This is a genomic window from Actinacidiphila glaucinigra, from assembly GCF_900188405.1.
Taxonomy (GTDB): Bacteria; Actinomycetota; Actinomycetes; order Streptomycetales; family Streptomycetaceae; genus Actinacidiphila; species Actinacidiphila glaucinigra.
Window position 1 is genome coordinate 13,674 of record NZ_FZOF01000042.1, and the last position, 18,889, is coordinate 32,562.

Genomic DNA, 18,889 nt, shown 5'->3' on the forward strand with positions numbered 1-18,889 from the left:
CCCCACCGTATCGATCCCCGCCGGACGGGGAGGCCGGACGGCGCGGCTCCGGCACCAGGGAGGGGAAGTGCCGGGTGCCGCGCCGTCCGGGGCCGGGGTCCGGTCAGCCGACCGGGGCGAGCCGGTCCGTGAGACCGGGGTGGGCGTCGAGCCAGTCGCGCACGCCGTCCTGCTCGTGGCCCTGACCGGCCTTGTGCACGGCGCCTTCCAGCCCGGTCAGTTCCTTCTCGCTCAGCCGGAAGTCCCGGAGCCACTTCGCGACCTTCGGCTCGTCGCCGGCGAAGCCGTTGCGGGCGAGGGTGTGGATGCCGTCGCCCTTGCCCCAGGCGCCGAGCGGGTCCTTCAGCTTCTTCAGGCTGTGCTCGCTGTAGGCCCAGTGCGGGGACCACAGGGTCACGACGACGGGCTCCTTCGCCTTCATGGAGCGGTCGAGCTGGGCGAGCATGCTCGCGGTCGAGCCGGTGGTGACCTGGTACTCGCCCTCCAGCCCGTACTTCTTCAGGACGGTGTCGTTGAGCATCTTCATCATCCCGGCGCCGGGCTCGATGCCGATGATGCGGCCGCCGAACTGCTTGCCCTTGCCCTTGAGGTCGGCCAGCGAGTCGATGCCCTTGACGTAGGAGGGCACCGTCAGTTCGAGCGAGGTGGGGCCGTACCAGGAGCCGTAGTCGTCCAGCTCGTTCTTGTACTTCTCCCAGTACGACCGGTGCGTGACGGGCAGCCAGGAGTCGGTCTCGAAGTCGACCCGTCCCGCGGACATGCCGGTGTACAGGGCGCCGACGTCGTACTGGGTGACCTTCGGCTCGTACCCGCGCCGCTCCAGCAGTTCCTTCCACAGGTAGGTGGAGGCGATGCCCTCGTCCCAGGGGATGTAGCCGATGTCGACCTGGCGGCCCTTGCCGACGTCGTCGGCCTCGGGGACCGCGGCCTTCTCGTCCCCGCCGCCGAGGACGCCCATCCCGCCGGCGGTCAGCGCGAGGGCGACGATTCCGACGACGGCGACGGAGGTCTGCGGGCGGTACTTCCACAGCCGCGTTCCGCGCGGGGAGGCGGCCGCGGCCATGGCGCGCCGGCCCAGCGGGGAGACGCGGGTGCCGAGGGCGCCGGTGACGCGGTCGAGGTACATGGCGAGGATGACCACGGACAGGCCCGCCTCGAAGCCGAGGCCGATGTCGACCTGGCTGATGGCGGTGAACACGGAGGCGCCCAGGCCCCCGCCGCCGACCATGCCGGAGATGACGACCATGGACAGCGCGAGCATGATCACCTGGTTGACGCCCGCCATGATCGTGGGGAGCGCGAGCGGCAGTTGCACCCGCAGCAGGGTGCTGCGCGGGGCGGTGCCGAAGGCCTCCGCGGCCTCGACGAGCTCCTCGTCGACCTGCCGGATGCCGAGTTCGGTCATGCGCACGCCCGGCGGCAGGGAGAAGACGATGGTGGCGATGATGCCGGGCACCTGGCCGACGCCGAAGAAGAAGATGCCGGGGATCAGGTAGACGAAGGCGGGCATCGTCTGCATGAAGTCCAGCACCGGGCGCAGGGCGGCGGAGACGGTGCGGTTGCGCGCCGACCAGATGCCGAGCGGCACGGCGAGCACGATGGTGATCACGGTGGCGACGAGCACCAGGGACAGGGTGTCCATGGCCTCGTCCCACTGCTGCACGGAGACGACGACGGCCAGGCCCGCGAAGGCGAGCACGCCGGCGGTCAGGCCGCGCAGCCACAGCGCGAGGACCGCGAGGATCCCGGCGAGCAGCAGCGGTGCGGGGGCCTGCAGCACGGCGTCCAGGCCGTCGTACATGCCGGAGACGACGGCGCTGATGACGTCGAAGAGCGGGCCGAAGTGGTCGCGCAGATAGGTGACGGCGCTGTCGGTCCAGTCGCCGAGGGGCAGCCTAGGCACTCGCCGCCTCCTTCCGCGGCTGCGCCGGCACACCGGGCGCGGCGGCGGGCGGGGCCGCGTGGGCCGTGTCGCCGGTGCAGGGGGTCACCGGTCCGTCGTGGTCGCCGAGCGCGGCGAGCAGCCGCTCCTTGGCGATGACGCCGACGACCTCGCCGGCCTGGTCGCGGACGGCCACGGGGTGCGGGACGCGCGCGCTCACCTGCAGGACGTCGGCGAGCGGGGTGCGCGGGGCGACCGTCTCGCAGCGGCAGTCGCCCGCGTCGGGGCGCCGCGGCGGCTCCATGACGGTGCCGGCGGTGAGCACGCGGGAGCGGTCGACGTCGTGCACGAAGGAGCTGACGTAGTCGTCGGCGGGGCGCAGCAGGATGTCCTCGGGGGTGCCGATCTGGACGATGCGCCCGTCGCGCATGACGGCGACGCGGTCGCCGAGGCGCATGGCCTCGTTGAGGTCGTGGGTGATGAAGACGATGGTCTTCTTCAGGCTGCGCTGGAGTTCGAGCAGCTGGTCCTGCATGTCGCGGCGGATCAGCGGGTCCAGCGCGCTGAAGGACTCGTCCATGAGGAGCACGTCGGCGTCGGTGGCGAGCGCGCGGGCCAGGCCCACGCGCTGCTGCATGCCGCCGGAGAGCTCGTCGGGCCAGGAGTCGCCCCAGCCGGACAGGCCGGTGAGTTCCAGGGCCCGCGTGGCGCGCTCCTCGCGTTCCCTGCGGCCCACGCCCTGCACCTCCAGGCCGTACGCGGCGTTCTGGAGGACGCTGCGGTGCGGGAAGAGCGCGAAGTGCTGGAAGACCATGCTGATGCCGTGCGAGCGCACGCGGCGCAGTTCGCGGGGGCTGAGTGCGGTGAGGTCGCGGCCGTCGAAGAGCACCCGTCCCGCGGTGGGCGGATTGAGCCCGTTGAGCGTGCGCAGCAGGGTGGACTTGCCCGATCCGGACAGGCCCATGACGACGAAGATCTCGCCCTCGCGGACGTCGAAGCTCGCGTCGATCACCGCGGCGGTCGTACCGCTCTCGCGCAACTCGTCGCGTCCGGCCCCGGCCTCCAGACGGCGCACGCCGTCCTCGGGATCGGCACCGAACACCTTGTACAGATGCTCTGCCTGCAGCCTGTACACATACACCTCACGTGTCGTAGGGAGAACGACCGGCTGCCCCCGCTCGCTGGTCGCGGAGCGCTCCTGTCCCGCTCCGGGACGGCGGCTGCCCCGAGCCAAGCGGAGCAAACCGTTCCGTGACGGAGGTCACGGCGGCCGGGGTGTCGGTGGCGTGCGGCATCATCGGCGTGTGACTCGACGCCTGATGCTCCTGGACACCGCCAGCCTCTACTTCCGCGCGTACTTCGGCGTGCCCGACTCGGTGCGCGCGCCGGACGGCACGCCCGTCAACGCCGTGCGGGGGCTGCTGGACTTCATCGCCCGGCTGGTCGCCGACCACTCCCCCGACGACCTGGTGGCCTGCATGGACGCGGACTGGCGGCCGCAGTGGCGGGTGGACCTCATCCCCTCGTACAAGGCGCACCGCGTCGCCGAGGAGGTGCCCGGCGGCTCGGACGTCGAGGAGGTGCCGGACACCCTGTCCCCGCAGGTCCCGGTGATCGAGGCGGTGCTGGACGCGCTGGGGATCGCCCGGGTGGGCGTCGCCGGCTACGAGGCGGACGACGTGATCGGCACCCTGACGGGCCTGGCGCCGGGGCCGGTGGACATCGTCACGGGCGACCGCGACCTGTTCCAGCTGGTGGACGACGCCCGCGGGGTGCGGGTGCTCTACCCGGTCAAGGGCGTGGGCGCGCTCGACCTGGTGGACGAGGCCTGGCTGCGCGCCCGGTACGGCGTGGACGGCCCCGGCTACGTGGACCTGGCGCTGCTGCGCGGCGACCCGAGCGACGGCCTGCCGGGCGTTCCCGGGATCGGCGAGAAGACGGCGGCCAAGCTGCTGGACGCGTACGGCGACCTGGCCGGGATCATGGCCGCCGCCCACGACCCCGCGTCCAAGGTCACCCCCGCGCAGCGCAAGCGGCTGCAGGAGGCCCGGGAGTACGTGGCGGTCGCGCCGAAGGTGGTGCGGGTGGCGTCCGACGTGCCGCTGCCGGAGTTCACCCCGGAGCTGCCGCGCGAGCCGCGCCGGCCCGAGGAGCTGGCCGCGCTGGCCGAGCGCTGGGGTCTGGGCGGCTCGCTGCAGCGGCTGCTCAGCGTGCTGGGGCCGGAACGGGCCGGGTGACGGCGAGCACCTCGCGGTCGGGCTGGAGGGTGAGGCCGACGGTCGGGCGGATCTCCTCGTCGCCGGTGTCCAGGTGGAAGCGGCTGCCGAGGGTGGCCAGCACGATCACCGCCTCGACCATCGCGAAGCGCGCCCCGAGGCAGGCCCTGGTTCCCCCGCCGAAGGGGAACCAGGTGTGGTCGGTGATCGCGTCGGGCGCCCCGTCCAGCCAGCGCTCGGGGCGGAACTCCTCCGGTTCCGGCCACCGGCGCGGGTCGCGGTGGGTGGCCCAGGGGCTGATCCAGACCTGGGTGCCCGCCGGGACGGGCTCCCCGCCCAGGGTGGCGCCCTCCTCGGCGACGGCCAGGTTGAGCCAGACCGTCGGCCGCAGGCGCAGGGTCTCCTTCACCACGGCCTCGGTCCAGCGCAGTTCCGCGTAGTCGTCGAAGCCGGGGGTGCGGCCGCCGAGCACCCGGTCCAGTTCCCCGGTGAGCGCCTCGCGCGCCTTCGGGTTGCGGGACAGCAGATACCAGGCCCAGGTGAGTGTGGTGGCGGTGGTCTCGTGGCCGGCGTTGTAGAGGGTGACGGTCTCGTCCCTGATCTCCCTGTCGGTGAGCGGGACGCCCGCTTCGTCGACGGCGGCCAGCAACCGGCTGAGCAGGTCGTCGCGTTCGCCGCCGGCCTCGCGGCGGGCGGCGACGATCCGTGCGACCTCGGCGTCGAGGGTGTCGACGGCGGCCTTGAAGCGCAGCCGCCCCGGGGTGCGGAACCAGTCGGGCAGCATCGCGCCGAGGCCGCGGAACTCGGCGCCCATCTGCCGCTGGGCGACGTCCATGCAGCGCCCGATGACGTCCTCGCGGACGGCGGCGTCGGTGCCGAACACCGTGCGCACGGCGATGCGCTGGGTCAGCCCGGTCATCTCGCGGCGGATGTCGATCCGTTCGCCCCCGCTCCAGCGCTCGGCCGTCTCCCGCGCGCAGTCGGCCATCGTCGCCGCGTACGCGCGCACCTGCTTGGGCCGCACCGAGGGCTGGACGAGAGACCGCTTGCGGCGCCAGTCGTCGCCCTTGGCCACCACGACCCCTTCGCCCATCAGGTAGCGGAAGGACCATCCGAGGTCCGGCAGGGAGAAGGTGGACTCGCGGGCCGACAGCAGTTCCCCGATGAGTGCGGGATCATTGAGGAAGCGCGCGGGGGTGCGGCCCATGGCCCAGGTGACCTGCCCGGCCCCGCACTCGCGGAGCGCGGTGAAGAAGGCGAGCGGGTCCTTGGCGAACTGCGGGAGGTTCCCCAGCAGCGGCACCCCGCGCGGTCCTGCGGTGATCGCGGTGGCGGTGTCGGAACGCATGTGCGCCGGCCTCCCGGGTAGCGTCTGATCGCGTCCGCCCCATCAAAATCGGCGAGCGGTGGATCGGAAACGGCGTTCGAGGATCTCGTGATCTTTCCGAGACCGGGCTGCGCAGGACGGCACGAATGAGTTAGGCTTGCCTAACTTGATGCGAGGAGTGTGCTCATGGCAGACCGTCCGGTGCGCAGGAAGCCGCAGCTCAACCGCGCGCGGGTGCAGCACGTCGAACGGCTGACCCCGCACATGATCCGCGTGGTGCTCGGCGGTGAGGGCCTCACGGGGTTCCCCGTGGGCGAGTACAGCGACCACTACATCAAGCTGCTCTTCCCGGCCGAGGGCGTGCGCTACCCCGAGCCGTTCGACATCCAGCGGATCCGCGCCGACTTCCCCCGCGACCAGTGGCCGCGCATCCGGACGTACACGGTGCGCCGCTGGAACGCGGAGGCACGCGAGCTGACGGTCGACTTCGTGTACCACGGCGACGAGGGCCTGGCCGGCCCGTGGGCCGCCCGCGTCCGGCCCGGCGAGGAGGTGCTCTTCCTCGGCCCCGGCGGCGCCTACGCACCCGACTCCGCCGCCGACTGGCATCTGCTCGTGGGCGACGAGAGCGCGCTGCCGGCGATCGCCGCCTCGCTGGAGCGGCTGCCCGAGGGCGCTCCCGCCCGGGTGTTCGTCGAGGTCTCCGGCCCGGAGGAGGAGCAGAAGCTCTCCACGCCCGGTGACGCCGAGGTCGTCTGGGTGCACCGGGGCTCCGGCCGGGTCGGCGAGGAACTGGTCCGTCTCGTGGCCGGGCTGGAGTTCCCGCCGGGTGACGTGCAGGCCTTCGTCCACGGCGAGGCGGGCTTCGTCAAGCGGCTCCGCCACCTGCTACGGGTCGAACTCGGGGTGCCGCGCGAGCGGCTGTCGATCTCGGGCTACTGGCGCACCGGTCACGACGAGGACGGCTGGCAGGCCTCCAAGCCGGACTGGAACCGCCGGATCGAGGAGGAGCAGGAGACCCCGCCGCAGGCCCTCGCCTCCTGACACCGCGTCGCGGGGCACGCCGGCGACGAACGCCCCGGTCGGCGTGCCCAGAGAGCACCTGCGCGCACGTCGGTCGGTACTGGGACACTGACCACATGGCCGCACCCGAACCCGAACCCTCCCCGCTTCCGGGCCTGATGCCCGAGGCGCAGCCGGCCGGGGAGCGTCCGCGTGTCCTCTGCGCCGACTGCCACCGGCCCCTGAGCGCCCACGACGCCCGGCTGTGGGGCCGGGGCCGCGGCTGCCGGCGCAAGCACGGGCTCGACGCGGCCCCGCGCATCGGACGCTTCGACGTCGAACAGGACCGGCTGCCGGGTATGTGAAGCCCCGCCGCACCGGGCGGCGCGGCGAGCTCCTACGGTTCAACCATGCAGCCCACACCCCGAAACCGCGTCTCCGGCGACCTCGCCCAGGACCGCCTCGCCCCTGCCGTCGTACCCTCGGCGCCGGCCACCGGCCCCCTGGGAGGCCGGAAGTGACACAGCGTGGGGAACGCGCCGCGGGCGCGATCGTCGGATCGGCCGTCGGCGACGCGCTCGGCGCGCCCTTCGAGTTCGGCCCGGAGGGCGCGTTCTCCGTGCGCTTCCCGGAACCGGGCGCGGGTGGCGAGATGTGCGGGGGCGGCGGCTGGGATCCCGGGGAGGCCACGGACGACACGCAGATGGCGGTGCTCGTCGCCGACTCCCTGCTGGAGCGGGGCGCGCTGGAGCTGCCCGACGTCTTCGCGCGCTTCGTGCGCTGGGCGGCCGCCGACCCCAAGGACATCGGTCTGCAGACCGAGGTGGTGCTCACCTCCGGCGATCCCTGGAACCTGGCCGCGGCACTGCACTTCCAGACGCATCACCGCGCCGCGGGCAACGGCGCCCTGATGCGCGCCGCGCCCGCCGCCGTCCACTTCGCCGGACACGGAAGGACGGCCTCGCTCGACGCCGCACGCAGGATCGCCGCCCTCACCCACGGCGACCGCGCCGCCTGGGAGGGCAGCGCGATCCTGCACGACCTCGTACGGGTCGCCCTCGACGGCGGCGATCCCGTCGCCCCGGCGGTCGTGGCCGACGCCCTGGCGCAGGTGCCCGAGCCCTTCCACGAGCGGTGGGCAGCCGTCCTCGCACCCGACTGGCACCCGGGCCTGGCCACGGAGTTCAACGGCGCGGTCTGGCCCTGCCTCGGCTCCGCGGTCTGGGCCGTACGGACCACCGGTGGCTTCGAGGCCGCGCTGCGCGCCGCGGTCGACCTGGGCGGCGACACGGACACCGTCGCCGCCGTCACGGGCACCCTCGCCGGCGCGGCGTACGGCCTGGCCGCCGTACCGGGCCGCTGGACGGCCGCACTGCACGTGCCGATGCCCGGCAGCCCGGGTCGCGTGCTGCGCCTGGCGGACCTGGTCGCCCTGTCCGCCCGGCTCACCGGGGACTGACCCCGGGCTTCGTCACACCGCCGGCAGTGCCTCGGCCGCGCGGTGCAGGGCGGCCAGGACGCCGTCCGGGCAGCCGGCGACGCGCAGCGCCGCGTCGGCGGTCGCGGAGGCGAAGGCGGCCGCGTCGGGGATCGGGCTGTCGCGCCGGATGAGGATGACGCCCTCGATGAGGCCGAAGACGAGGTCGGCGCGGACCGCGAGACCTTCGGCTGGCAGCGCGGCGCCCGGGGCCGTCGCGGCCAGCAGGGCGGCGTACGCGGCCTTCAGCTCGTCCCGGACGGCACGGAAGCCGCCGAAGCGCCCGGCGCGGACCTCGGGGAGCAGGTAGAGCGCGCCGAGGTTGTGCGCGCCGCCGCACAGCAGGGCGACGTCCGCCCGGCACAGCGCCCACAGCCGGGCCTCGGCGGGGGCGTCCGTGCGGGCGACGAGCGAGTGCGCGAGGTCCAGGGACGGGCGGACGGTGCCTTCCAGCAGCGCGGCGAGCAGGTCCTCCTTGCCGCCGAAGTAGTGGTACATCGAGGCCTGCCGCATCCCGGCGCGCTCGGCGACGGCGCGGGTGGTGGTGGCCGCGTACCCCTGCGTGGTGAAGAGTTCCGCCGCGGCGGTCAGCAGTTCCTCGCGGGCGGTCAGGCCGCTGTCCGGCCGCGCCTGCGCACGCGGGCGCCCGACGCGCCGTCCCGTGGTGCTCACGCCCCGATCCTCGCACAACCGCTGCGGCGCGGTAGGCGGTCGGCCGACGTGCTTCGCGGGCGGGCGGGACCCGGCGCGCCGCCCGGAGGCGGCGCGCCGCGGTCGTCAGCCCACCGAGGAGTACGCGACGACGCCGCGCAGCAGCGCGTCGACGGCCTTGCGGGCGTTGCGGCGCACCGGGCTGCCCTCGGGGGCGGCACCGGCGATCTGGCCGAGGACGTCGATGAGCTGCTTCGTCCAGCGCACGAAGTCGCCCGCCGGCATGTCGACGTCGCGCAGCACCGCGTCCAGGCCGTGCCCGGAGGCCCAGCGGTGGGCGGCCCAGGCGAAGCCCAGGTCGGGTTCGCGCTGGCCGACGCCTTCGGCCTGGTTGATCCGGTGCTCCTCCTCCAGGGCGTCGAGGCGGCCCCAGATGCGGACCATCTCGCCGAGTGCCTGCTGGGCGCCGCCCGACGGCAGCCGCGGCGGCATGGCGTCGTCCGCGGAGCGGGACTCGTAGACGAGCGCCGAGGCGCAGGCGGCGAGGTCCGCGGGACCGAGGTCGTCCCACACGCCGTCGCGGAGGCACTCGCTGGCCAGGAGGTCGAGCTCGCCGTAGAGCCGGGCCAGCCGGCGGCCGTCCGCGGTGACCTTGTCGGCCTCGAGGTAGCCGAGGTCGGTGAGCAGGGCGCAGATGCGGTCGAAGGTGCGGGCGATGGTGTTGGTGCGGCCTTCGATGCGGCGCTCGAGCTGCTTGGTGTCGCGCTGCAGCCGCTGGTAGCGCTCGGCCCAGCGGGCGTGGTCCTCGCGCTCGTCGCAGCCGTGGCAGGGGTGCGAGCGGATCTCGGTGCGCAGCCGGGCGATCTCGGTGTCGTCCGCGGCGGCCGAGCGCTGGCGGCGCTGGCGCTGCGGCGCGATGCCGGCCGTACCGGCCTTGGAGCGCATGGCGGAGGCCAGGTCGCGCCGGGACTGGGGGCTGCGCGGGTTGAAGGACTTGGGGATGCGCATCCGGTCCAGCGCCTCGACCGGCACCGGGAAGTCGATCTGTGCGAGCCGCTTGACCTGCCGCTCCGCGGTGAGCACCAGCGGGCGGGGGCCGTCGTGGTGGAACTGGTCGTGCCGGCTGTGGTGACCGGGGCTGCGCCCGGCGGGCACGCCCGGGTCGAGGACCAGGGCCAGGCCGGCGAACTTGCCGGCCGGGACGTGGATGATGTCGCCCGGGCGGAGCTTCTCCAGCGCTTCGGCGGCGGCCGCCCTGCGCTGGTTGGCGCCCTGCCGGGACAGGTCGGCCTCGCGGTCCTTCAGCTGCCTGCGCAGCGACATGTACTCGTCGAAGTCACCGAGGTGGCAGGTCATGGAGGCGCGGTAGCCGTCCAGACCCTCCTCGTTGCGCTGCACCTGGCGGGAGATGCCGACCACCGAGCGGTCGGCCTGGAACTGCGCGAACGAGGTCTCCAGCAGCTCCCGCGAGCGGTGCCGCCCGAACTGGCCGACGAGGTTGACGGCCATGTTGTACGAGGGCTTGAAGGAGGACCGCAGCGGATACGTACGCGTGCCGGCCAGCCCCGCCAGGTGGACGGGGTCGAAGCCGCGCTGCCACAGCACGACCGCGTGGCCCTCCACGTCGATGCCGCGGCGTCCGGCACGGCCGGTGAGCTGCGTGTACTCGCCGGGGGTGACGTCGGCGTGGGTCTCGCCGTTCCACTTGACGAGCTTCTCCAGGACCACGGAGCGGGCGGGCATGTTGATGCCCAGCGCCAGCGTCTCGGTGGCGAAGACGGCCTTGACCAGGCCCTTCACGAAGAGCTCCTCGACGACCTCCTTGAAGGTCGGCAGCATGCCGGCGTGGTGCGCGGCGATGCCACGCTCCAGGCCCTCCAGCCACTCGAAGTAGCCCAGGACGTTCAGGTCCTCGTCGGGGATGGACTTGGTGCGCTCCTCGACGATGGCGCGGACCTTGGCCCGGTTCTCCTCGTTGTTGAGCCGCAGGCCCGCGTAGAGGCACTGCTGCACGGCCGACTCGCAGCCGGCCCGGCTGAAGATGAACGTGATCGCGGGCAGCAGCCCTTCCGCGTCCAGCCGCTCGATGACCTCGACGCGGCTGGGCGTCCAGATCCTGCGCTGCTGGCGGCGGTCGCGCTCGCGGTCGGCCTCGCGCACCTTGCCGCCGCGCCGGTCGCGGCCGTTGAAGGATCGCTGGTTCTCCATCCGGGCCAGCCGCACCAGGTCGGGGTTGACGGCGCGCTGCGCGCCCGGGCCGGCGCCCCGCTTCTCCTCGAACAGGTCGTACATCCGGCGGCTCGCCAGGACGTGCTGCCACAGCGGCACCGGGCGGTGCTCGGAGACGATGACCTGGGTGTCGCCGCGGACGGTGTCGAGCCAGTCGCCGAACTCCTCGGCGTTGGAGACGGTCGCGGAGAGCGAGACCAGGGTCACGGACTGCGGGAGGTGGATGATGACCTCCTCCCAGACCGCGCCGCGGAAGCGGTCGGAGAGGTAGTGCACCTCGTCCATGACCACGTAGCCGAGGCCGTCGAGGGCCTGGGAGCCCGCGTACAGCATGTTGCGGAGCACCTCGGTGGTCATGACCACGATCGGCGCGTCCCCGTTGACGCTGTTGTCGCCGGTCAGCAGACCGACCCGCTCGGCGCCGTAGCGCTTGACGAGGTCGGTGAACTTCTGGTTCGACAGCGCCTTGATGGGGGTGGTGTAGAAGCACTTGCGGCCCTCGCCGAGGGCCAGGTGGACGGCGAACTCGCCCACGATGGTCTTGCCGGAGCCGGTGGGTGCCGCCACCAGCACGCCCTTGCCGGCCTCGAGGGCCTGACAGGCCTCGATCTGGAAGGGGTCCAGCCCGAAGTCGTACAGCTCGCGGAAGCCCGCGAGTGCGGTGGCCTGCTCAGCGGCGCGGAGCCTGGACGCGGCGTAACGCTCGGCGGGAGACATCTCGTCGTTCATCTTGAAAACGAGACTACCGGGCCGCACTGACAGTCGACATGATCTTTTTGCCGAAGCAAAACCCACGGCGCGGGAACCGGGCGTGTCGCGGGGACCGGCCCCCGCGACGCGCCCCCGCACCCGTGCTCCGCGCCCGACCTGCGGGCGGCTCAGATCATGACGGCGATGTACTCGTCCACCAACGGGACCTTGAAGGCGTCCTTCACCCCGGCCAGGCCGCCGGGCACGCCCTGCTCGGGCTTGACGATGTAGCTCTGGGTGGCGCTGGGCTCCCACGGGTCGGAGAAGTCGAGGGCCGGGCCCAGCCCGGGGTCGTACTGCTTCTGCCGGCGGTGCGCCTCGATGATGCCCGTCCGGCTGAGGTCCTTGGCCGCGCAGGCCGACTTCAGGTCCTGGACGGCCACCGCCATCGTGTTGTGCCCGGTCACCAGGCCCTGGTCCAGCGGGGCCCCCGGGTAGCGGCGCCGGTAGTCCGCGACGAGCCTCCCGGCCTCGGGGGCGTCGCTGCTCAGCGCCGGGGTGGGGGCGACGAGCTCCAGCATCTTCAGCAGCGCCGGCGCCGCGGGGGTCTTCAGCAGCCGCGGGTCAAAGCCGACGGCGCTGCCGAGGAACGGCACGTCGAGACCGATCGCGGCGGCGGCGCCGACCGCCGAGGCCGTCTGCGGGGGGCTGGTGCTGATCAGGATGGCCTTCACACCGGACTCGGCGAGTTCCCGCACCTCCTGCGACAGGTCCTCGCGGCTGTCCTGGACCTTCTTCTCGACGAGGGTCATGCCGCGCTCGTCGGCGACGAACCGGGCCCCGCGCCGCGCGTTGTTGCCGTAGTCCCCGTCGAGGTACAGGTAGCCGATCCGGTCGCCGGGCCCGAGCCCCCGGGTTTCCACGAGGTACTCGAAGCCGTTGACCATGTCGACGTCGTACGTGGAGTTGATCGTCGTCAGGGTGTGCTGGCCGAGCAGGTTCGAGGAGTAGCCCAGCGAGGTCGTCATCACGTCGTCGTTCATGATGTTGTCGAGCAGGACGTTGATGATCGACGAGCCGAGCAGTCCCGGCATCGCGGCGATCCTCGGTTCCATCTCGTTGTACTGGACGACGGCCTTCTCGACGTCGTAGCCGTGGTCGCGGACGAGCAGCTTGAGCTTGCGGCCGCACACACCGCCCTTGCGGTTGACCTGGTCGACGTAGAGCTTCTCGGCCTGCAGCACGGAGCGGCCCAGGGGGCCGTACGGTCCGGACAGGTCGGTGAGGACGCCCAGGGTGATGGCGGAGTCGGTGACGCCGGGCCCGATCCTGACGCCGTTCGCGTCGACCGGGCCGTCGTCCGCGGTGGTACCGGTGTCCCCGCCGCAGGCCGTGAGGACGCAGGTGAGGGCGGCGGTGAGGACGACGGTGGACCTGAGGCGCTGTTTCCGGGTCACGGTGTGCTCGCTCCTGGAGGGGTGGGACCGCGGGTGCGGTGGCGGCCACCGCCGTGGGGCCGGTGGTGCGGGAGCTCCATGGGAAGAGACCGCGGCCGGTTCGGCGAGGGGCGGGTGCGTTTCTGGTCGCGGTTCCCAACGGCGGCGGGGCCCGGCTGTGCAGCGGCACCGCCCGCACTGTCCCGTACGACCGTGTGTTCGGTGGTGTGTGGGTTCTGTCCGGATGTCGGTCACGTTTGCGTCACCTGTCTTCCGAGCCGGGCTACCAGCCGGTAGGAATGCCGGAGCGGGCAACCCCCCACCCCCCACCCCCCGCCCCGCGCCCGGAGAGCCGAGAGGAAGGTCGGATGGCCAGCCCCGCGCCGACGCGTCCCATGCGCACCGCGGGCGTCACGGGCGCCTCGGGACGGGAGCACCACGACGTGCTGAGAGCCGCCGCACTGCAGGTCCGCGGACAGGTGGCGCCGGTCGCGGCGCACATCGTCGAGCGGATCCGGGACCGGCACCCGGCCTACCGGGAGCCCGCGCTGGCCCCGTCCGGCCTGCTGGAGGAGACCGAGGGGTCGGTCGCCGCCGTCCTCGACTCGCTCGCCGATCCCGGGCGTTCCACGGTGTCCGCCGAATACCTGTCGTGGGTGGGGGAACGCCGGGCCTGGCAGGGCTTCCCGCTGGAGCCGATGATGGGCGCCTGCCGCACGGCCGGTGACGCGCTGTGGCTCGCGCTGGTCCGGGCCGGGGAGGGCCAGGGGCCCGAGGGGACGCAGCTGATCGCCCGCGCGGCCGCGGAGGTCTGGGACCTGTTCGAGCGGGACAGCCGGCTGATGGCCGACGCCTACCTGCGCGCCCGCGGCGAGGTGACCTTCCACCGGCAGCGCGGCCGCAGGGCGCTGGAAGGAGTGCTCGCCGGGCGGGTGGACGCCACCGGCCTCGCCGAGGCCGCGGACGCGCTGGGCCTGCCCGAGCACGGCCGCTTCGCGGTCGCCGTCGTCCGCGGCACCGCCGGGACCGCCGTGCCCGTACGGCGGCGGAGCGCGGTGCCCGCCCGGGTGCGGGTGCACCGGGCGTTCCCGCCCGGCGGCGAGGTGCTCCTGGCCGACCTGGGCGTGGGCGACCTGACGCTCGGCGACTTCGCGGCCGCGCTGGAGGTGCCCGCCGGGACGCGGGCCGGGCTGAGCCCGGAGGTGGACCGGCTGGGCGCGGTCGGGCACGCCAGGGAACTCGCCGAACTCGCGCTGCGCACCTGCACCCGGGACGGCGAGGTGGCCGTCCTGGACCGCCGCTACCCGGCCGGGCTGCTCGCCCGCCGCCCGGACGTCGCGAGCGAGGTCGCCGCCGCGGTGCTGGGCGGGCTGCGGGAGGCGGAGGCCGCGGAGGCCGGCGTGCTCCTGGAGACCCTGGAGGCGTGGCTGGACGCCGGCGGCTCCGTCGAGAAGGCCTCGGCCGCCCTGTTCTGCCACGCCAACACCGTGCGCCGGCGGCTGCGCCGGCTGGACGAGCTCACCGGCCGCTCCGTGGCGCGGCCGCGCGACGTGGTGCACCTGGCGCTCGCCCTGGACGCCGAGCGGATCTCCGCGGCGCACGGCCCCCGGGCGCCCCGGTGACGGCGCGTCCGCGGACGCGGGACGAGGCGGCCGGGGAGCTGCTGCGGACGGCGGCGCTGCGCATGAAGGAACGCGTCGGCGAGCTCGCGGAGCAGGTCATGGCGCGGCTGCACACCGAGGTCCCCGGCTTTGTGGACCACGTCGACGACCCCGACTGCTCCCTCGACGGCTTCGCCACGATGATCACCATGCACCTGGACCGGCTCGTGGACCCGGAGCGCGACGCGGACGCGGCCCGTTACCTGCGCGAGGCCGGTCGGCGCCAGGCCGCACAGGGCATGCCACCGGAACTGCTGACGCACGTCTTCGCCGTGGGCGGCGCCGTCGTGTGGCAGGGACTCGTCGACACCGTCGCCGCGCACCACCCCGGCGGCATCCCGCTCATGGTGCACATCGCCCCGCGGATGTGGGGGTTCCGCGAGCGCACGACGGCGATCCTGGCCGACGCCTATCGGGAGACCCTGGGCGACGGCACGGCCGGCGGCGGCAGAAGGGCCGTCCGCGTGCTGGAGGCGCTGCTCGACGGGCGCACCGACAGCCTCGGTGTACGCGCCGCCGCCCAGGCCCTGGGCGTGCCGGGTGACGGCCGTTTCGTCGTGGCGGTGACCAGCGTGCGGGCCTCGGCCTCCGGCACGCCCGGCGACGACGCCTTCCCGGCGGGCGCCGGCAGCCGGGTGCTGCGGGTGCCCCGCGGCACGGGCGAGGTCCTGGTCGTCCTGCTCGGCGACCGCTCCCCCGGGGCACTCGCCGCGCTCCTGGGCGCGGTCCCCGGACTGCGGGCGGGGGTCAGCCCGGTCGTACACGGTCCGGCCGAACTGCACCGGGCCCTGACGCTCGCCGAACTGGCCCTGCCCACGTGCGCCTTCGACGGCGAGGTGGCGCTGTGGGAGGACCGGATGCCGACGGTCGTGGCCGCCGCGGACCGGCGGCTCGCCGGCGAGCTGGCCGAGCGCGTCCTCGGCCCGCTGCGGGAGCTGCCCGACGAGGAGCGCGAGTCCCTGCTGCTCACCTTCACCACGTGGATGGAGTGCGACGGCTCCCCGCGCGCCGCGGCCGAACGCATGGACTGCCACCGCAACACGGTCCTCAACCGCCTGCGCCGCCTCGAACTCCTCACCGGGCGCCGCCTCGCCCACCCCCGCGAACTCGTCGACCTCGCCCTCGCCGTCGACGTCCTGCGCTCCGCCGCCACCTGAGCCGGCCCGCCGTCCCCTCGGCCGGAACTACGGCGCCGCCAGCAGTCGCAGCGCCCGCGGGACGGTCCGCGCGGTCAGCGGCAGGGGGCCGAGGGGCTCGCCGTCGGCGTAGCCGGTGATGCCGTCGGCGGCGAGCGTGATCGCGGCGGCGCGGTGCACGGTCACCACGGGGTGGCCGAGGTGGGTGCCGCGGTAGACCCGGGGGAAGACACGCAGCAGTGTGCTGCGGCTGCACGGCCCGACCACGCAGATGTCGAAGCGCCCGTCGTCGAGTTCGGCGCCGGCGCAGATCCGCATGCCGCCGCCGTACGAGGTGCCGTTGCCGACGGCGACGAGGGTGGCCTCGATCTCCTGCTCGGCTCCGTCGTCGAGGGTGATGCGGTACGGGATGGGGCGCAGTGCGGCCAGTTCGGCCAGCATCGCCACGTCGTAGCGGAGCCGCCCGCTGGGCCGGCGCATGCGGTTGCCGCGGTCGTTGACCCGGGAGTCGAAGCCGGAGGCGAGGACCGTGCCGAACCACCGTTCGCCCGCGCGGCCGAGGTCGATCTCGCGGACGGACTCCTCCTTCAGGGCCCGCGCGATCGCCTCCCCGGCTGCCGCGGGCTCGCGTATCGGAAGCCCGGTCGCCCGCGCGAAGTCGTTGCCCGTGCCGACGGCGACGACGCCCAGCGGCGTGCCGGTTCCCGCCACCGCCTGGAGGGCCAGCGACACCATGCCGTCGCCGCCGACCGCGACCAGGGCCCCGGTACCGGCCGCCACGGCCTCTCGGGCCCGCGCGAGGGCGTCCGCCGCGTCGGTGCCGACGACGGTGCACACGTCGAAGCCCGCACGGCGCAGTGCGTCGGCGGCCGGTCCCACGGCGCCGGCGCCCCGCCCGCGGCCCGCGGTGGGGTTGGAGACGATGGTGATCTCGCTGGTCACGCGCGGACCCTACCCTGCGGTAGCCGAGCCGTCGAGATCACCGGCGCCCCTTCTTGCGAGGGGCGACCACGGCCGGCAAAGGCCCGTGCCGCATGACGACGGGGCCCCGCCCGGATGTCCGGGCGGGGCCCCGTCGGGGTTCCGCGGCGTCAGGTCGCGTCGTCGAAGTCGCCGGAGCGGCGTCCGTCCTCGACGGGTCCGGGCTGCTCGGGAACGGAGGCCGAGACACGCTCACCGGGGCCGATCGCCTCCGGGGTGAGGTCCAGCTCGGAGGCCTCGTCGTCGGAGAGATCGGCGTCGGGGTTGCGCCAGCGCCGGCGCCGGTCGTTGAACAGCGAGAAGGCGACCGCGCAGAAGTAGAGGACGACGATCGGGCCGGACAGGGCGATCATGCTGACCGGGTCGGTGGTCGGCGTCGCGACGGCGCCGAAGACGAAGACGCCCATGACCACACCGCGCCACCAGCCCGCCATACGGCGGCCGCTGACCATGCCGACCAGGTTGAGCATGACCAGGAGCAGCGGGAGTTCGAAGGCGATGCCGAAGACCAGCACCATGCGGATGGTGAAGTCCAGCACACCGTCCAGCTTCAGCAGGTTGGAGGAGCCCTCGGGCGTGAAGCTGATCAGCACCTTGATGCTGACCGGCATGATCTTGTAGGCGAGAAGGGCGCCGCCCAGGAAGAGCGGGAGCGCCGCACCCACGAACATGTAGGTGTACTTGCGCTCGTGCCGGTGCAGACCGGGGGCGATGAAGGCCCACAGCTGGTACAGCCACACCGGGCTGGCGCCGATGACGCCTGCCATGAAGCAGACCTGCATCGTGAGGGCGAACGGCGCCGTCAGCGAGTCGAACGTGACGATGGCGCAGTTGCCGCCGCTGCTGACGACCCCGGGGCCGCACTTGGGTACCGGAGAGGCCAGGAACTCCAGGAGCTGCTGGCTGTAGAAGGCGGCGACGATCGCCACCACAACGATCGCGAGCACACTCTTGGCGAGCCGGTTGCGCAGCTCACGCAGGTGCTCCACGAGCGGCATGCGCCCGTCGGGGTCCTTCGACGGCTTTTCGCGGGCAGACTTGAGCAACCCAGGTCCTCATCTCACGCGGTGGCCGGCGTCCCCGCCGGCGGCCCGTACCTGTGCCGTCGTGTCAGCTCTGCGTCTGGCGGGGCTGCTGGGTGTCGGAGACCGGGCGGGCGCTGTTGACGTCACCGGGCGCGGCCTGGATGGTCCTCGGCGCGGCCTGGGCGTCGGCGGGCGCGTCGGCCGGGGCCGCAGCCGGGGCGGCCGAGTCGTCCGACTTCATCGCCTTCGCCTCGCTCTTCAGGATGCGCATCGACTTCCCAAGGCCGCGGGCCATGTCGGGGAGACGCTTGGCCCCGAACAGCAGCAGAACGACGACAAGGATGAGGATGATCTCAGGGGCGCCGAGCCTGCCGAACATAAGCTTTACCTTCTCACCGAGGCGGCATGGGTTCTTGAGCAGCGGGCTCCGGGTCCGTGGACACGGTGTCCGCTCTGCCAGCGATCGTAACGTGCGGGGGTAAACGCCTGGCAATCCCCCGGCGTCCTTGCCGTTGCCACCCCGCCGCGCTCATCCGGGGCAACCTCAGCAGCGTACCTTCCTGGACGAGGAAGGACGAGAGTGCTCCGTACAGCGCTTTCCCGGTGTTTCCGGGCGCCCCCGGCGACACGGCGGCGACGGCGGGGCCGTCGTCAGCGGGGCCGGTCGTCAGCGCGACAGTTCGCCGGCGCCGCGCGCCAGCGGCTCGGCGGCGCGCCGCAGGTCCTCGGAGGCCTGCAGCAGCCGGTCGCTGCTGCGCCCCACCTGCCGGGCGAGGCCGCGCACCTCGGCGTACACACGAAGAGCGAGGACACCGAGCACGAGCAGGCCGGCGGTCGCGAGGCCGACGTACAGGTAGAGCCACCACATGACAGCCGAGCGTAGCGGCTCAGCCGGTGTGCAGCCGCATCGTGCGGACACCGCCGTCGGTGAGGAGCTCCACGATGCGGTCGCCCGCCGGCTTGCGCACGGAGGAGCCGCAGTCGGGACAGGTGAAGGAGTAGAAGGTCGTGCGGTGGCTGCCGCCGATGGCCAGCCGCAGGGCGTCGGCCGACAACTCGAAGCTGGTGCGGCACTCCGGGCACGAGGCCCGGAAGATCACCTCGGGCGGGGTCGCGGCGGGGTCGCCGAGCCGGCTGACGGTACCGAGGGGGTCGAGCGTGTCGAGGTCGTCCATC

At 73.6% G+C, this 18,889-nt stretch carries 17 protein-coding genes; 6 read left to right on the forward strand and 11 right to left on the reverse strand.

Annotation, left to right across the window (positions count from 1 at the left end; translation table 11 throughout):
- Window positions 1-103: 103 nt before the first annotated feature.
- Window positions 104-1,903: an ABC transporter permease/substrate binding protein gene (locus tag CHF15_RS40875; protein ID WP_089229020.1), complete on the reverse strand. Its 1,800-nt coding sequence runs from the start codon at window positions 1,901-1,903 to the stop codon at window positions 104-106.
- Window positions 1,896-3,017, reverse strand: a complete 1,122-nt coding sequence (locus CHF15_RS40880) for a quaternary amine ABC transporter ATP-binding protein (RefSeq protein ID WP_089229021.1) — start codon at window positions 3,015-3,017, stop codon at window positions 1,896-1,898. The genes CHF15_RS40875 and CHF15_RS40880 overlap by 8 nt, the downstream gene beginning before the upstream one ends.
- Before the next feature lie 184 nt (window positions 3,018-3,201).
- Between CHF15_RS40880 and CHF15_RS40885 the strand changes: the two genes are divergently transcribed.
- Window positions 3,202-4,119 carry a 5'-3' exonuclease gene (locus CHF15_RS40885; protein WP_089229022.1) on the forward strand — a complete coding sequence of 306 codons (918 nt, stop codon included), beginning with the start codon at window positions 3,202-3,204 and terminating at the stop codon, window positions 4,117-4,119.
- Here CHF15_RS40885 and CHF15_RS40890 read toward each other — a convergent pair.
- Window positions 4,088-5,446, reverse strand: coding sequence for a cytochrome P450 (locus CHF15_RS40890; protein WP_089229023.1), 1,359 nt, complete (start codon window positions 5,444-5,446; stop codon window positions 4,088-4,090). The genes CHF15_RS40885 and CHF15_RS40890 overlap by 32 nt on opposite strands.
- Before the next feature lie 165 nt (window positions 5,447-5,611).
- On the opposite strand from CHF15_RS40890, the gene CHF15_RS40895 reads away from it, so the two are divergent.
- From CHF15_RS40895 to CHF15_RS40905, 3 genes are all read left to right on the forward strand, one after another.
- On the forward strand, window positions 5,612-6,469 hold the full coding sequence (locus CHF15_RS40895) for a siderophore-interacting protein (RefSeq protein WP_089229024.1): 858 nt from the start codon (window positions 5,612-5,614) through the stop codon (window positions 6,467-6,469).
- Between the two features lie 95 nt (window positions 6,470-6,564).
- The gene (locus tag CHF15_RS40900; RefSeq protein WP_089229025.1) at window positions 6,565-6,792 is read left to right on the forward strand and encodes a DUF6011 domain-containing protein; all 228 of its coding nucleotides are present in this window, start codon (window positions 6,565-6,567) and stop codon (window positions 6,790-6,792) included.
- A gap of 152 nt (window positions 6,793-6,944) precedes the next feature.
- The gene (locus tag CHF15_RS40905) at window positions 6,945-7,886 is read left to right on the forward strand and encodes an ADP-ribosylglycohydrolase family protein (RefSeq protein WP_089229026.1); all 942 of its coding nucleotides are present in this window, start codon (window positions 6,945-6,947) and stop codon (window positions 7,884-7,886) included.
- 12 nt (window positions 7,887-7,898) lie between these two features.
- Here the strand turns inward: CHF15_RS40905 and CHF15_RS40910 are convergent, their stop codons facing one another.
- The 3 genes from CHF15_RS40910 to CHF15_RS40920 all read right to left on the reverse strand — a co-directional run bounded on the left by CHF15_RS40910 (window position 7,899) and on the right by CHF15_RS40920 (window position 12,931).
- Window positions 7,899-8,576, reverse strand: coding sequence for a TetR/AcrR family transcriptional regulator (locus CHF15_RS40910; protein WP_089229027.1), 678 nt, complete (start codon window positions 8,574-8,576; stop codon window positions 7,899-7,901).
- Window positions 8,577-8,681: 105 nt separating this feature from the next.
- Window positions 8,682-11,513: a DEAD/DEAH box helicase gene (locus CHF15_RS40915; RefSeq protein ID WP_089229028.1), complete on the reverse strand. Its 2,832-nt coding sequence runs from the start codon at window positions 11,511-11,513 to the stop codon at window positions 8,682-8,684.
- A gap of 149 nt (window positions 11,514-11,662) precedes the next feature.
- On the reverse strand, window positions 11,663-12,931 hold the full coding sequence (locus tag CHF15_RS40920) for an ABC transporter substrate-binding protein (RefSeq protein ID WP_089229029.1): 1,269 nt from the start codon (window positions 12,929-12,931) through the stop codon (window positions 11,663-11,665).
- A 347-nt stretch (window positions 12,932-13,278) separates the two neighbouring features.
- On the opposite strand from CHF15_RS40920, the gene CHF15_RS46530 reads away from it, so the two are divergent.
- A complete protein-coding gene (locus tag CHF15_RS46530) occupies window positions 13,279-14,532 on the forward strand; it encodes a PucR family transcriptional regulator (RefSeq protein WP_143681754.1) in 1,254 nt (417 codons plus the stop codon).
- Window positions 14,529-15,728, forward strand: coding sequence for a PucR family transcriptional regulator (locus CHF15_RS40930; protein WP_089229031.1), 1,200 nt, complete (start codon window positions 14,529-14,531; stop codon window positions 15,726-15,728). The genes CHF15_RS46530 and CHF15_RS40930 overlap by 4 nt, the downstream gene beginning before the upstream one ends.
- A gap of 27 nt (window positions 15,729-15,755) precedes the next feature.
- Here the strand turns inward: CHF15_RS40930 and CHF15_RS40935 are convergent, their stop codons facing one another.
- From CHF15_RS40935 to CHF15_RS40955, 5 genes are all read right to left on the reverse strand, one after another.
- A complete protein-coding gene (locus CHF15_RS40935) occupies window positions 15,756-16,649 on the reverse strand; it encodes a diacylglycerol kinase (protein ID WP_089229032.1) in 894 nt (297 codons plus the stop codon).
- Window positions 16,650-16,798: 149 nt separating this feature from the next.
- Entirely contained in the window at window positions 16,799-17,686 is an 888-nt protein-coding gene (gene tatC / locus CHF15_RS40940; RefSeq protein ID WP_089229033.1) for a twin-arginine translocase subunit TatC, read from the reverse strand.
- Window positions 17,687-17,798: 112 nt separating this feature from the next.
- The gene (gene tatA, locus CHF15_RS40945; protein WP_089229034.1) at window positions 17,799-18,092 is read right to left on the reverse strand and encodes a Sec-independent protein translocase subunit TatA; all 294 of its coding nucleotides are present in this window, start codon (window positions 18,090-18,092) and stop codon (window positions 17,799-17,801) included.
- A 288-nt stretch (window positions 18,093-18,380) separates the two neighbouring features.
- Entirely contained in the window at window positions 18,381-18,581 is a 201-nt protein-coding gene (locus CHF15_RS40950; protein WP_089229035.1) for a hypothetical protein, read from the reverse strand.
- Between the two features lie 19 nt (window positions 18,582-18,600).
- A complete protein-coding gene (locus tag CHF15_RS40955; RefSeq protein WP_245939329.1) occupies window positions 18,601-18,888 on the reverse strand; it encodes a CpXC domain-containing protein in 288 nt (95 codons plus the stop codon).
- Window position 18,889: the final 1 nt, after the last annotated feature.

Bases quoted from the DNA above. Each gene is read 5' to 3' on its own strand.
- CHF15_RS40885 (WP_089229022.1), top strand. From the start codon at position 3,202: ATGCTCCTGGACACCGCCAGCCTCTACTTCCGCGCGTACTTCGGCGTG.
- CHF15_RS40890 (WP_089229023.1), bottom strand. From the start codon at position 5,446: ATGCGTTCCGACACCGCCACCGCGATCACCGCAGGACCGCGCGGGGTG.
- CHF15_RS40895 (WP_089229024.1), top strand. From the start codon at position 5,612: ATGGCAGACCGTCCGGTGCGCAGGAAGCCGCAGCTCAACCGCGCGCGG.
- CHF15_RS40900 (WP_089229025.1), top strand. From the start codon at position 6,565: ATGGCCGCACCCGAACCCGAACCCTCCCCGCTTCCGGGCCTGATGCCC.
- CHF15_RS40915 (WP_089229028.1), bottom strand. From the start codon at position 11,513: ATGAACGACGAGATGTCTCCCGCCGAGCGTTACGCCGCGTCCAGGCTC.
- CHF15_RS46530 (WP_143681754.1), top strand. From the start codon at position 13,279: ATGGCCAGCCCCGCGCCGACGCGTCCCATGCGCACCGCGGGCGTCACG.
- tatC (WP_089229033.1), bottom strand. From the start codon at position 17,686: ATGCCGCTCGTGGAGCACCTGCGTGAGCTGCGCAACCGGCTCGCCAAG.
- tatA (WP_089229034.1), bottom strand. From the start codon at position 18,092: ATGTTCGGCAGGCTCGGCGCCCCTGAGATCATCCTCATCCTTGTCGTC.
- CHF15_RS40950 (WP_089229035.1), bottom strand. From the start codon at position 18,581: ATGTGGTGGCTCTACCTGTACGTCGGCCTCGCGACCGCCGGCCTGCTC.
- CHF15_RS40955 (WP_245939329.1), bottom strand. From the start codon at position 18,888: ATGGACGACCTCGACACGCTCGACCCCCTCGGTACCGTCAGCCGGCTC.